At 70.2% G+C, this 12,389-nt stretch carries 11 protein-coding genes; 8 read left to right on the top strand and 3 right to left on the bottom strand.

The annotated features are described in order from the left end of the window. The first annotated feature begins 20 nt into the window (after positions 1 to 20). The 3 genes from MWM08_RS03575 to MWM08_RS03565 are packed head-to-tail and all read left to right on the top strand — an operon-like array spanning position 21 to position 3,051. Positions 21 to 995: a Bug family tripartite tricarboxylate transporter substrate binding protein gene (locus MWM08_RS03575; protein WP_244458102.1), complete on the top strand. Its 975-nt coding sequence runs from the start codon at positions 21 to 23 to the stop codon at positions 993 to 995. A gap of 2 nt (positions 996 to 997) precedes the next feature. Next, positions 998 to 2,146 (top strand): mandelate racemase/muconate lactonizing enzyme family protein, encoded by a 1,149-nt coding sequence (locus MWM08_RS03570; protein WP_244458101.1) that lies wholly within the window; start codon positions 998 to 1,000, stop codon positions 2,144 to 2,146. Continuing rightward, positions 2,146 to 3,051, top strand: a complete 906-nt coding sequence (locus MWM08_RS03565; protein WP_244458100.1) for an EamA family transporter — start codon at positions 2,146 to 2,148, stop codon at positions 3,049 to 3,051. The genes MWM08_RS03570 and MWM08_RS03565 overlap by 1 nt, the downstream gene beginning before the upstream one ends. A 153-nt stretch (positions 3,052 to 3,204) precedes the next feature. Here the strand turns inward: MWM08_RS03565 and MWM08_RS03560 are convergent, their stop codons facing one another. The 3 genes from MWM08_RS03560 to MWM08_RS03550 all read right to left on the bottom strand — a co-directional run bounded on the left by MWM08_RS03560 (position 3,205) and on the right by MWM08_RS03550 (position 7,613). Further along, positions 3,205 to 4,818: an ABC transporter substrate-binding protein gene (locus tag MWM08_RS03560; protein WP_244458099.1), complete on the bottom strand. Its 1,614-nt coding sequence runs from the start codon at positions 4,816 to 4,818 to the stop codon at positions 3,205 to 3,207. 140 nt (positions 4,819 to 4,958) lie between these two features. Then, on the bottom strand, positions 4,959 to 6,572 hold the full coding sequence (locus MWM08_RS03555; RefSeq protein WP_244458098.1) for an ABC transporter substrate-binding protein: 1,614 nt from the start codon (positions 6,570 to 6,572) through the stop codon (positions 4,959 to 4,961). A 78-nt stretch (positions 6,573 to 6,650) separates the two neighbouring features. Then, positions 6,651 to 7,613 (bottom strand): Bug family tripartite tricarboxylate transporter substrate binding protein, encoded by a 963-nt coding sequence (locus MWM08_RS03550; protein WP_244458097.1) that lies wholly within the window; start codon positions 7,611 to 7,613, stop codon positions 6,651 to 6,653. 143 nt (positions 7,614 to 7,756) lie between these two features. Here MWM08_RS03550 and phnC point away from each other — a divergent pair, with 143 nt between their 5' ends. The 5 genes from phnC to phnE (MWM08_RS03525) are packed head-to-tail and all read left to right on the top strand — an operon-like array spanning position 7,757 to position 12,335. Next, positions 7,757 to 8,557 carry a phosphonate ABC transporter ATP-binding protein gene (gene phnC, locus MWM08_RS03545; RefSeq protein WP_244458096.1) on the top strand — a complete coding sequence of 267 codons (801 nt, stop codon included), beginning with the start codon at positions 7,757 to 7,759 and terminating at the stop codon, positions 8,555 to 8,557. Positions 8,558 to 8,580: 23 nt separating this feature from the next. Continuing rightward, entirely contained in the window at positions 8,581 to 9,582 is a 1,002-nt protein-coding gene (gene phnD / locus MWM08_RS03540) for a phosphate/phosphite/phosphonate ABC transporter substrate-binding protein (RefSeq protein WP_244458095.1), read from the top strand. 10 nt (positions 9,583 to 9,592) lie between these two features. Further along, positions 9,593 to 10,582 carry a phosphate/phosphite/phosphonate ABC transporter substrate-binding protein gene (gene phnD, locus MWM08_RS03535; protein ID WP_244458094.1) on the top strand — a complete coding sequence of 330 codons (990 nt, stop codon included), beginning with the start codon at positions 9,593 to 9,595 and terminating at the stop codon, positions 10,580 to 10,582. After that, positions 10,579 to 11,481 (top strand): phosphonate ABC transporter, permease protein PhnE, encoded by a 903-nt coding sequence (phnE, locus tag MWM08_RS03530; protein WP_244458093.1) that lies wholly within the window; start codon positions 10,579 to 10,581, stop codon positions 11,479 to 11,481. The genes phnD (MWM08_RS03535) and phnE (MWM08_RS03530) overlap by 4 nt, the downstream gene beginning before the upstream one ends. Then, positions 11,478 to 12,335 (top strand): phosphonate ABC transporter, permease protein PhnE, encoded by an 858-nt coding sequence (phnE, locus tag MWM08_RS03525; RefSeq protein ID WP_244458092.1) that lies wholly within the window; start codon positions 11,478 to 11,480, stop codon positions 12,333 to 12,335. Before phnE (MWM08_RS03530) ends, phnE (MWM08_RS03525) begins: the two co-directional genes overlap by 4 nt. Positions 12,336 to 12,389: the final 54 nt, after the last annotated feature.

Raw genomic sequence — 12,389 nt, 5'->3', positions numbered from 1 at the left:
CGCCTCGGGAGGAACGAGACATGACGCACCGTCGCACCCTTCTCGCGGCCTTCGCCGCCGCAGGCGTCGTCGCGCCGGCGCTGGCGCAGGCGGCCTGGCCGACGCGCCCGGTACGCATCATCCTGCCCGACACGCCCGGCAGCGGGAACGACACGACGGCGCGCTTGTTCAGCCCGCTGCTGGAAGGCGCGCTCGGCCAGCCCTTCGTGATCGACAACCGCGGCGGCGCAGGCGGACGCATCGGCGTCGAAGCCGCCTTCCGCAGTACGCCCGACGGCTATGCCTTCCTGCTCGGCAATGCCGGGTCGAACGGCATCAATGCGGCGATCTATCGCGACCTGCCCTATGACCTGACCACTGCCTTCGACCCCGTTTCGCTGCTCGTGACGGGGCCGAATGCGCTGATCGTGAACAGCCTCGTGCTGCCGGTGGCAAACGTGGCCGAACTGATCGCGGCGGTGCGTGCGCGGCCGGGCGGCTTCAACTATGCCTCGGCCGGCGTCGGCTCCTCGGCGCACATGAACATGGAGCTGTTCAAGTCGCAGGCCGGGCTCGATATCGTGCACGTGCCCTATCGCGGCGCGCCGCCGCTGGTGCAGGCGGTAATCGCCGGGGAAGCGCCGCTCGCCTTCGGCAACCTGGTGAACGTCATGCCCCAGGTACGCAGTGGTGAGGTGAAGCTGTTGGCGGTCACGTCGATGACACGCCTGCCCGACCTGCCGGACACGCCTACGGTGCACGAAAGCGGCCTGCCGGGCTTCGAGACGGTGGCCTGGAACGGGCTGCTGGCACCGAAGGGCACGCCCGCGCCGGTGCGCGACCGGCTACTTGCGGAACTGGAGAAGCTGCGCCCGAACGCGCAGCTGGCCGACCGCATCCGACTGCTCGGCGGCACGCTGGTGGTCTCGTCGCCGGCGGAATTCCAGCAGCGCATCGACAGCGACATCGCGCAGTGGAAGCGCCTCGCCGCCACCGCCAACATCACGGCGCAATAGGCATGCGCATCGCAGGCGTCGAATTCCTCGGCGTCAATGTCACGCCCAAGACCAACTGGTCCTTCCTGCTGGTGCGCAGCGCGTGCGGCCTCACGGGCCTCGGCGAATGCACGCTGGCGAACCAGGAGGCCCTGCTGGCGGCCGAGGCGGGACGCCTCGCCGCGATCGTGGTGGGCGAGGATGCACTGAACCGCAACCGCATCGCGCGGCTGATCCCGCATGCGCCGGGCGGGCTGGTGGCGCATAGCGTGATCTCGGCCTTCGAACAGGCGCTGTGGGACCTGGCAGGGCAGCAGGCGCAGCAGCCGATCCACACGCTGCTGGGTGGCGCGCTGCGTGACGTCGTGCCGCTCTATGCCAACATCAATCGCGGCGCCAACCCGCGCACGCCGGAGGGCTTCGCCGCCGCGGCCACGCGCGCGGTTGCCGATGGCTTCCGCGCCGTGAAGCTCGCGCCATTCGAACCTTTCATATGGGAGGATGCCGCCGACCCCGTGATGCGCGCCGCCTATGCCCAGGGCCTCGCGCGCATTGCCGCGGTGCGCGATGCGGTCGGGCCGGGCATCGATGTCATGGTCGACGCGCATTGGCGCTTCTCGCCCGGCGGTGCCGCGCGCCTGGTGCAGGATGTGGCGCCCTTCGCGCTGCTCTGGCTGGAATGCCCGGTCAGCGAGGCGAACCATGCCGCGATCTGCCGCCTGCGATCCATGGCGAATGACCGCGGCATGCGCCTGGCCGGTGCCGAGACGCTCGCCGGACTCGGCGCCTATCGCAGCGTCATCGAGGCCGGCTGCTACGACGTGCTGATGCCGGACATCAAATACGCCGGCGGGCACGAGGAGATCCGGCGCATCGCCGCGCTGGCGCAGACCGCGGGCATCGAGGTCGCACCGCACAACCCGACCGGGCCGGTGTGCCACGCGCATTCCGTGCATCTGTGCGCGACCATCCCGAACCTGCTGCCGCTCGAGGTGCAGTTCGGCGAGACGCAGCATTTCTTCACGCTGACATCCGGCCACGACCTGCGCTTCGACCGCGGCACGGCGGCGCTGCCTTCCGGGCCGGGCCTCGGCATCGGGCTGCTGGGGTCGACCGCACATATGCCCTGGCAGCCCATGCCGAAGCCCTGGCTCGACCCGAGGCTCGGCTGATGCCGATCTGGGTTGCCGCGACACTGCTGGCTGGGCTGTTCCAGACCTGGCGCACGGCGCTCCAGCAGCAGCTGCGCGGGCAACTCAGCGTCAATGCGGCCGCTGTCGTGCGCTACCTGTATGGCGTGCCGGTGGGCGTGCTGCTGGTGGTGCTGTACCTGACGTTCATCGGCGGCAGCCTCTCGGCACCAAGCTGGGACTACCTGTTGTTTTGCGCGCTGGGCGGACTCGGGCAGATCATCGGCACAAACCTGCTGATCATGTCCTTCGGGCATCGCGGATTCGCGGTGGGAACCGCCTATTCCAAAACCGAGGCGGTGCAGGCGGCGCTCATCGCGCTGGTGTTCCTGGGGGAGTCGTTCGGGTTGCTGTCGTGGGTCGGCATCGCGGTCTCGGTGGGCGGGACGCTGTATCTTTCGCTGGCGGGGCGCGTCGCATCGCTACGCGACGTCGCGGCCGCCACGGTGCAGCCGAGCGCGCTGTACGGCCTCGGCGCCGGGCTCGCCTTCGCATTATGCGCGCTCGCGATCCGCGCGGCGACGCAGGCGCTCGACGGGCCGGATGCCACGCTGCGCGCCCTCGAGACACTGGTGGTGATCAACACCATGCAGACGCTGATGCAGGGGTCGTGGCTGCTGGCGACGGAACGGAAATCCATCCCGGACCTGTTCCGCACCTGGCGGTCCTCGGCGCAGGTCGGCGCGCTGTCCGCCTGCGGGTCCGCCTGCTGGTTCACCGGATTCGCCTATGCGCCGGTCGCGTTGGTGCGCGCGGTGGGGCAGGTCGAGATCCTGTTCACGCTGCTGTTCAGCCGCTTCTTCCTGCGCGAGCGGATGAAGCGCACCGACGTGATCGGCGCGCTGGTGGTGGTCTCGGGCGTGGTGCTGGTGCTGCTGGGGCGCTGACCTGGCGCATCGACACCAGAACGGCCCGAGGCCTTTGCCTCGGGCCGGGAGCGCGAATGCGCGACCGCGCCCAGCCCGTCAGCCGCGCCCCGCGCAACAGTGCGGGGCGCGAAGGCAAGGCCGGCGGATGCCGGCCGCCCGACGTTTGAGAGCTTACTGCAAATTCACCGGCACCAGGTCCTGGAACCAGGACTGCGCCGAGGTGAAGCCCGTCACGCGCCGGCTCATCGCCCGCGGGTTCAGGTCATGCACGATGAACAGCCAGGGCGCCTGGTCGACCACGCGGGCATGCGCCTGCGCATAGGCGGCATTCGCCTCGGCCGGCGTGCGCGCCGCTTCCAGCCGCGCGAAGGCGGCCTCGAAGGCATCGTCGCTGAAGCCCGGCCAGTTGAAGCCGTTGGGCGGCGCGAAGGCGCGCAGGAAGTAGCGCGCCATGACCGACGGGTCGGAGGACGGCGAGGACGGGTTCAGCGACTGCACGTTCGCCACCACCGGCGCATTGGCCGCGCTGCGCGTCGCCACCAGCAGGTTCGACCAGTCGGTCACCTCGAAATCGACCTGCACGCCGCAGGCCTCGCGCAGGTTCTGCTGGAGGAACTCGTTCATCGGCAGCGGCAGCATCTGGCCCGAGCCCGAGGTCGAGATCATCACCCGGAAACGCAACGGCCGCTGCGCGTTGAAGCCGGCCTCAGCCAGCATGGCGCGGCCGCGCGCCGCGTCGAAGCGGTAGCGATGCTCCGGCGCACCGAAGGCCGGGTCGGACGGCTTCAGCCAGCCGACCGAGGGCTCCGCCGTGCCGTTGAGCAACTGCACCAACCCGTCACGATCGACGCAGTAATTCAGCGCTTGGCGCACGCGCACGTCGCGGAACGGCGTGTTCTCCCCATTCATCTGGAAGAACCACGGCCACACATGCGGATAGGAGCCGGTGGTGACGGTGAAACCGGCCGCGCGCAGCGACGCGATGGCATCGGGCGGCGGCACCTCGATCCAGTCCACCTGGCCGGAGCGCAGTGCGGCCAGGCGCGTATTCGCCTCCGGCATCGGCAGCAGCAGGATGCGGTCGAGCCGCGCGCGGCGTGCCGTGTCCCAGTAGCCGTCATGGCGTGAGAGTTCCGCCGATTGCCGCGGCACGAAGCGCGACAGGCGGAAGGGGCCAGTGCCGGCCGGCGGCAGGGCCGCGGTGCGCGCCCAGTCGCGCCCGGCGGTCTCGAAGGATTGCGGGGAGGTCATCAGCAGGTAGACGACCATGTAGGGGAAATAGGACGCCACGCGCGTGGTGGTCATCTCCACCGTCATGTCGTCGATCTTGCGGTAGCCGCCCAGGATCGTGACGCGGGCGCGGGAGATGCCGCTGCCGCCCGGTTCGAATTGCGGGCTGTCGTTGCGAAAGTAGCGGTCCATGTTCCAGATGACCGCGTCCGCGTTGAAGGGCGTACCGTCGTGGAAGGTCACGCCCTGGCGTAGGCGGAAGCGCCATATGCGCGGGTCGGTCGAATCCTGTTCCCAGGATTCCGCCAGGCCCGGGCGCAGCCCCGCGGGCTTGGACGGGTCCGACAGGTCCCACAGCGTCAGCGCCTCGAAGGACGGGTAGCCGAGGAAGCGCATGCCTTCGAAGCCGTTGTTCGGCATGCCCGTGGTGGTGGGCACGTCGGACGCCGTCATGGCGATGCGCAGCGTGCGCGGCTGTTGCGCCAACGCGGTGCCGGCGCCTGCCAGCAGCGTGGCGCCCAAGGCATAGGCGGTGAGTCGCCGGAGTCTGCTCATGATTTGGTCTCCCCGTTGCGCCGGCGGCGCGGCCGCCCGTCATCGGGGAGATGCTCAGCAAGAACCGCGCCCACTCCCCGCGGTCCAGGGGGCCGCAGCCCCCTGGTGGGGAAGCGCGAGGGGGCAAAGCCCCCTCGCTGTTACTGCAGGTCGACCCGCGTCAGGTCGACGAACCAGGACTGCACCGGCGTGAACCCGGTGACCCGCCGGCTCATCGCCCGCGGGTTGAGGTCGTGCACGATCCACAGCCAGGGCGGATTGTCGACCAGCCGTTCATGCGCCGTGCGGATCAGCACCGCCTGACGTGCCGGGTCGCGTTCCGTCTCGAGCGCCGCAAAGGCCGCGTCGAATTGTTCGTCGCGCCAGTGCCCGGCGTTCGATCCGCGCGGGGAGAAGTTCGACGACAGGAACCAGCGCGCCATCTGCGACGGGTCGGACGACACCAGCGAGATGTTCAGCGCGTCCGCGCGGAGCCATTGCGGCTGGTCGGGTGCCACGCGCAGGCCACCCAGCAGCGTGTTCCATTCCACGACCTCGAAGTTCACCCGCACGCCGCAATTCTCCTGCAGGGATTGCTGCAGGAACTCGTTCATCGGCAGCGGCAGCATCTGGCCGGAGCCGGAATTCGAAATGCCGATGCGGATGGTCAGCGGCCGGGCCGCCGTGTGCCCCGCCTCGGCCAGCAGTGCGCGGCCGCGCGCCGCGTCCAGCCGGTAGCGGTGCTGCGGGCTGCCGAAATTCGGGTCGTTCGGCTTGAAGAAGCCGACCGAGGGTTCCGCCGTGCCGTTCAGCAACTGCACCATGCTCGCGCGGTCGAAGCAGTAGTTCAGCGCCTGGCGCACGCGCACATCGGCCACCGCGCTGCCGTCGCGCCCCACCGCGAAGACCCAGGGCCAGACATGCGGGTAGGATCCCGTGACGATGTTGAAGCCGGCCTGACGCAGCGACGGGATGGCGTCGGGCGGCGGCACCTCGATCCAGTCCACCTGATTCGACCGCAGGGCCGCGAGGCGGGTGTTCGCCTCGGGCATCGGCAGCAGCACGATGCGGTCGAGCCGCGCGCGGCCTTCCGCGTTCCAGTAGCCGTCGTTGCGCGTGAGTTCCGCCGATTGCCGCGGCACGAAGCGCGACAGCCGGAACGGCCCTGTCCCCGCCGGCGGAAGTGCGGCCACGCGGCCCCAGTCGCGCCCGCCGGCCTCGAAGGATTGCGGCGAGGTGAGCATGATGTAGGTGACCAGGTACGGCCAGTAGGACACCGGCCGCGACGTGGTGAGCTCCACCGTGAAGTCATCCACCTTGCGGTAGGATTCCATCACCGGGATGCGCCCGCGCGTGATGGCGCTGCCGGTCGCGTCGAATTGCGGGCTGTCGTTGCGGAAATACCGGTCGAGGTTCCAGATCACCGCATCGGCGTTGAACGCCGTGCCGTCATGGAAGGTGACGCCGCGGCGCAGGTGGAAACGCCACACCTTGGGGTCGGCGGCGTCCTGTTCCCAGCGTTCCGCCAGGCCCGGGCGCAGCCCCGCCACCTGGTCGCCGCGGCTCAGGTCCCACAGCACCAGCGATTCGAACACCGGGTAGCCGAGGAAGCGCACCCCCTCGAACCCATTGTTGGGCATGCCGGTGGTGGTGGGGACGTCGGTCGCGGTCATGGCGATGCGCAGGGTGCGCGGCTGCTGCGCGAACGCGGTGCCCGCGCACAACGCAACGGCGCCGGCAATGATGCCGGTCGCCAGGCGTGAAGTCGGTTTCATCGGCCTCTCCCATTGCGCGGGCGCAGGACCCGCGAGGCAGAAGCCTAGCAAGGATCGCGCCTGCGCAAAGGCCTGGCGCTACTCCGGCCGGATGTTCTGTTCGCGAATGAGGCGGCCCCACATCTGCGTCTCCTCCGCCAGCGTGCGGCGCAGCGCGGCGTCGTCACCGGTGGTCAGCGCGACACCCTGTTCCGCCATGCGCGCGATCAACGCGGGGTCGGTGGTGGCATCGCGCAAAGCCGCGCCGGCGCGCGCGACGATCGGCGCGGGCAGGCCCGCGGGGCCGAACAGCCCTTGCCAGAACACGCCGTCGAAATCCGCCAGCGTATCCGCGAGCGGCGGCAAATCCGGCATGGCTGCCGCACGTTCCTTCGACGAGATCGCGAGCGCGCGCGTGGCGCCTTCGCGTACCGCCGGCAGCGCCTCCTGCACCGCGTTGAACATGCCCTGGATGCGCCCCGCGCGCAGGTCGAGCAGCGCCGGCGCGCCGCCGCGATAGGGCACGTGCACCACGTCGATCCCCGCGCGCGCGCGGAACAGTTCGAGGCACAGGTGGTTCACCGCGCCCGTGCCCGAGGAGCCGAAGTTCAGCTTCCCGGGATTGGCCTTCGCATAGGCGATCAGCTCGGCGGGCGTGGTCGCCGGCACCGAGGGATGCACGTGCAGCACGAAGGCGGTGCGGAACACCATGCCGATCGGCGTGAGGTCGCGCATCGGGTCGCGCGGCGTCAGCGCCGGTTGTAGCGCCGGGTTGATCGCCAGCGTCGAGGTCCCCATCAGCAGCGTGTAGCCATCCGGGCGCGCCTGCGCGACGGCGGTGTTCGCGACAGCGGTCGCGGCACCAGGGCGGTTCTCGAGGACCACGGTCTGGCCGAGCGCGCGGCCCATGCGTTCGCAGACCCCGCGCGAGGCGAAGTCGGTGACGCCCGCCGGCGGGTAGCCCAGCAGCACGGCGATGGATCGCGTCGGCCAGGCCTCCTGCGCACGCGCGACGGCAGGCAGGGCAAGCGGGGCGGCGAGCAGCGCTCGGCGGGTGGTCATGGCGGTCCTCCGGTTCGTTTTGCCCATCGTGGCGCCCGGCGCGCCGCGCAGCAACCGGGCGGCGCAACCATCCCGTCATGCAGCTGTCATCGGCGAGTCACGGGGCGCTGGTAATGCCGCCCTGCAAAAGTGGCGGGTGCGGGATGCTCGAAATCCAGGGACTGACGCGCCGCTTCGGCGCCAAGACGGCCGTGGACGATGTCAGTCTGTCGATCGTCCCGGGCCAGATGGTCGGCGTGATCGGACGCTCCGGCGCCGGAAAATCGACCCTGTTGCGCATGGTCAACCGGCTGACCGAGCCCTCCGCCGGGCGCGTGCTGTTCGACGGCACCGACGTGACCGCGCTGCGCGGCCAGGCGCTGCGCGACTGGCGCATGCGCTGCGCGATGATCTTCCAGCAGTTCAACCTGGTACAACGGCTCGATGTGCTGACCAACGTGCTGGTCGGGCGGCTGAACCGGCGGCCGATGCTGTCCTCCCTGCTGCGCATGTTCACCGCCGAGGAACGCGCCATGGCGCTCGCCGCGCTCGACCGCTTCGACCTGGCCGAGACGGCGTTGCAGCGCGCCGACACGCTGTCGGGTGGGCAGCAGCAGCGCGTGGCCATTGCCCGCGCGCTGCTGCAGGAACCGCGCATCATCCTGGCGGACGAACCGATCGCGAGCCTCGACCCGCGCAATGCCCGCACCGTGATGGACGCACTGCGCGCTGTAAACCGCGACGGCATCACGGTGCTGGTGAACCTGCACGACCTGACAACCGCGCGTGACTACTGCGACCGCATCGTGGCGCTGAACGCCGGGCGCGTGGTGTTCGACGGCGTGCCCGCCGCGCTGACCGCGCAGCGCATCCGCGAAGTCTATGGCGTCAGCGAGGCGGAATTCGCCGAGGAAGCCGCCGCCGCCGTCGGCGCCCCGCCGCCGCGCCTGGCCGTGCCCGCCTGATCCCCCCGAGAAGGAGAACCCCAATGATCACTCGCCGCACGCTTGCCGGCCTTGCCGCCGGCGCCACCCTGACGCCGGCGCTCGCCCGCGCACAGGCCGCCTGGAACCCCCGCCGCACGGAGACCTTCACCGAAGGCTTCCCCGCCGCCGGGCGCCGCCCCTGGGCGGAGCAGGTGCCGCAGTTGCGCGTGGGCCTGCTGGGCGGCGAGAACGAGGCCGACCGCATGGGTCGCTTCGGCCCCTATCGTGAATTGCTGGAACGCACCTTCGGCGTGCCCACGCGCCTGTTCCCCGCATCCGACTACGCCGGCGTGCTGCAGGCCTTCAGCGCGAAGCAGATCGAGGTCGCGGCGCTCGGCCCGTCGGGCTATGCCGGCGCCTGGCTCGACACCAATGGCGGCGTCGAGCCGCTGCTCACGGCGCAGGAGGCCGACGGCACCATCTCCTATGTCGCGGTGATGGTGGTGCGTGCGGATTCAGGCATCACCAGCCTCGAGCAGATGCGCGGCAAGTCGCTCGCCTGGGCCGACCCGAACTCGACCTCGGGCTACCTGATCCCGCGCTTCGCGTTGCGCCGCGGCGGGATCGCGGTGGACGGCACGGCGTATTTCTCGCGTACCGGCTTCGCCGGCGGGCATGAGCAGGGCGTCGTCGCGGTGCTGCAGCGCCAATACGACGCAGCCGTGACCTGGGCCTCGGGCCAGGGCGATGTGAACCAGGGCTTCACCCGCGGCAACCTGCGCGCCATGGTCGACAAGGGCATGCTGAATATGCGCGACCTGCGCATCATCTGGACGAGCGAGCCAATCGTGAACGGCCCGCATGCCGCGCGCACCGACCTGCCCACCGCCTTCAAGGAAGATTGGAAGCGCTTCCACCTGGCGCTGCCCACGGCGCATCCGGAGATCTACCGCCAGGTCGAACGCGGCTCGGGCACCGGCTACCGCGAAGTGCGGCATGCCGACTACGACCTGATCGTCGAGATCCGGCGCGAGGAAGCGGCAGCGCGCCGTCGCCGCAGCTGAGGCCGGCGCGATGATCCCCCGCCGCAGCCTCGCGCTGCTCCCCTTTGCGCCGATGCTGGCACACGCCCAGGTTCCGCCCGGCCGCCGCAGCACGCAGGATGCCGACGTGGTCATGCCGGAACCGGGCCGCCGCGCCTGGGCCGCGCAGGTGCCCGTCATCCGCTATGGCATCATGGGCGGCGAGAACGAGGCCGACCGCCTCGGTCGCTTCGAAGCCTATCGCGCATTGATCGAGCGCATCTTCCAGGTGCCCACGCGCCTGTTCCCGGCATCCGACTATGCCGGGGTCATGCAGGGGCTGTCCGCGAAGCAGCTGGAGCTCGCGGCACTGGGCCCTTCCGCCTATGCCGGCGCATGGATGGACACCGATGGCGGGATCGAGCCGATCACCATCACGCAGCAGGGCGATGGCTCCATTTCCTACGTGTCGGTGCTGGTGGTGCGCGCGGAGTCCGGCATCACCACGCTGGAGCAGATGCGCGGGCGATCGCTGGCCTGGGCGGATGCCAATTCCGCCTCGGGCTACCTGATCCCGCGCTTCCAGCTGCGCCGCGCGGGCATCGGCGTCGAGCCCGGGCAGTTCTTCGGCCGCACCGGCTTCGCCGGCGGTCACGAACAGGGCGTGATCGCGGTGCTGCAGCGCCAGTACGACGGCACCATGACGCATGCATCGACACTGGGCGACCCGGCGCAAGGCTACAGCCGTGGCAACCTGCGATCGATGGTCGACAAGGGCATGCTGCGCATGGCGGATGTCCGCATCGTCTGGACCAGCGAGCCGATCATGAACGGCCCGCTGGCGGTGCGTTCCGACCTGCCCGATGCCTTCAAGCGCGACATGCAGACCATGCAGCTCGCGCTGGCGAAAACGTATCCCGACATCGCGCGGCAGATCGCCCGTGGCGACACGCTCGGCGCGGTCGAGGCACGGCACGAGGACTACGCGCTGTTCGTGGAGATGCGGCGCGAGGAAGCGGCCGCACGTCGTCGCCGGTCGTGAACCCGGCCTACGCGACCGGCCTGCCCGCCGTGATCCGCGGCGAGGAGGCCTTCCTCGCCGCGCGCCGTGCGAAGCGGATGCAGGCGCTGCTGGGCGGCGCCATCCTGCTGGTGTGCCTGGTTGCCGCCGCCTGGGTCAGCGAGGCGCGTCCCGCCACCCTCTGGGCTGGGCTGCCGCGCATCGGCGAATACTTCGCGCGCATCCTGCCCGACCTGCGCTGGGCCAGCCTGTTCGCCAATGCGGAGACGGAAGGCTCGATCGCCTTCTGGATGTACCGTCTGCCCGAATGGACGGCGCTGATCCTCGAGACGGCGAACATGGCCGCGCTCGCGACGCTGATGGGATCCGTCTTCGCGCTGGCCTTCGCCTTCCCCGCCGCGCGCAACATCACGCCCTCGGGCTTCGTGTACCAGGCCACGCGCCGCCTGCTCGAGGCGCTGCGCACCGTGCCCGAGATCGTCTACGCGCTGATCTTCGTCTGGGCCTTCGGCATCGGCCCGCTCGCCGGCATCCTGGCCATCGCGCTGCACAGCGCGGGCGCCAACGGCAAGCTGTTTGCGGAAGCCATCGAGAATGCCGACCTGCGCCCCTGGGAAGCCGTGCGTGCCGCTGGCGGGTCCTGGGTGCAGGGCTGCCGCTACGCGATCCTGCCGCAGGTGCTGCCCAACATCCTGTCCTACGTGCTGCTGCGCTTCGAGGTGAACATCCGATCCGCCAGCGTGATCGGCTTCGTCGGCGCCGGCGGGGTGGGCGAGGAGCTCTATAAGGTGATCTCCTTCAACTACTACGAGGAGATCAGCGCCATCGTGCTGCTGATCATTCTGACCGTGTCGTGTGTGGACCTGCTGTCGGAACGCCTGCGCCACGCGGCGATCGGGCGGCTGGAGGCGGCAAGATGAACACCCCACGCGCCTCCGGCGTGATGAACGCCGACATCGCCACCTGGCGCGCGCGCATGCCCGCGGCCTTCGGTGCAACCCCCGCGCGTCGTGCGCTGCGCGCCGTCGGCTGGACGATCTTCGCCGTCTGGCTGGTCGGGTCGCTGTGGTGGTTCGACATCACGCCGCAGCGGCTCTGGGCCGGACTGTCGGGCCTCGGGACCATCATCGTGCTGATGGTGCCGCCCTCCCCCGGCGAGCAATGGGTCGAGATCCTGCAAGGCATGGCCGAGAGCGTGGCGATGGCCTTCCTCGGCACCTTCATGGCCGCCATCGTCGCCGTGCCGCTCGGCTTCCTCGGCGCGCGCAACATCGTCACCGCCACGCTCTGGCGCTTCTCGCTGCGCCGCGTGCTGGATGGCTTCCGCGGCGTGGACCAGCTGATCTGGGCGCTCGCCTATGTGCGCGCGGTGGGGCTCGGGCCGCTGGCCGGCGTGCTCGCCATCTTCACCGCCGATATCGCGGTGCTGGCGAAGCTCTATGCCGAAGCGATCGAGAACGCCGAGAAGAAGCAGGCCGAGGGCGTGGTCGCCGCCGGCGGCGGGCGCCTCGCATCCATCCGCTTCGGCATCCTGCCGCAGGTCGCGCCCGTCATGCTGGCGCAGGCGCTGTACTTCTTCGAGAGCAATACGCGATCGGCCACCATCCTCGGCGTGGTCGGCGCGGGCGGGATCGGCCTGCAGATCGCCGAACGCATCCGCGTGCGCCACTGGGACGAGGTCGCCTTCATCATCCTGCTGATGATCGCGACGGTGGCCGTGATCGACTTCATCTCGGGGCGCATCCGGCGGCGCCTGATCGGCGCGGTGCGCTGAGTGAGCGTTCGAGAGTGCGTCGTCTGGCGCATTCGCGATGACCGGTGCGGGCGG

Origin of the sequence: Roseomonas fluvialis, from assembly GCF_022846615.1 — a bacterium.
In the GTDB taxonomy this organism is placed as follows: domain Bacteria; phylum Pseudomonadota; class Alphaproteobacteria; order Acetobacterales; family Acetobacteraceae; genus Neoroseomonas; species Neoroseomonas fluvialis.
The sequence above is the reverse complement of the archived record's forward strand: the minus strand, read 5'-3'. Positions and strand labels throughout refer to the sequence as shown.

Excerpts from the sequence above, each read along its gene's own strand:
- MWM08_RS03560 (WP_244458099.1), bottom strand. The coding sequence starts at position 4,818 with ATGAGCAGACTCCGGCGACTCACCGCCTATGCCTTGGGCGCCACGCTG.
- phnD (WP_244458094.1), top strand. The coding sequence starts at position 9,593 with ATGATCCCCCGCCGCAGCCTCGCGCTGCTCCCCTTTGCGCCGATGCTG.
- MWM08_RS03570 (WP_244458101.1), top strand. The coding sequence starts at position 998 with ATGCGCATCGCAGGCGTCGAATTCCTCGGCGTCAATGTCACGCCCAAG.
- MWM08_RS03555 (WP_244458098.1), bottom strand. The coding sequence starts at position 6,572 with ATGAAACCGACTTCACGCCTGGCGACCGGCATCATTGCCGGCGCCGTT.
- MWM08_RS03565 (WP_244458100.1), top strand. The coding sequence starts at position 2,146 with ATGCCGATCTGGGTTGCCGCGACACTGCTGGCTGGGCTGTTCCAGACC.
- phnE (WP_244458092.1), top strand. The coding sequence starts at position 11,478 with ATGAACACCCCACGCGCCTCCGGCGTGATGAACGCCGACATCGCCACC.
- phnD (WP_244458095.1), top strand. The coding sequence starts at position 8,581 with ATGATCACTCGCCGCACGCTTGCCGGCCTTGCCGCCGGCGCCACCCTG.
- MWM08_RS03550 (WP_244458097.1), bottom strand. The coding sequence starts at position 7,613 with ATGACCACCCGCCGAGCGCTGCTCGCCGCCCCGCTTGCCCTGCCTGCC.
- phnC (WP_244458096.1), top strand. The coding sequence starts at position 7,757 with ATGCTCGAAATCCAGGGACTGACGCGCCGCTTCGGCGCCAAGACGGCC.
- MWM08_RS03575 (WP_244458102.1), top strand. The coding sequence starts at position 21 with ATGACGCACCGTCGCACCCTTCTCGCGGCCTTCGCCGCCGCAGGCGTC.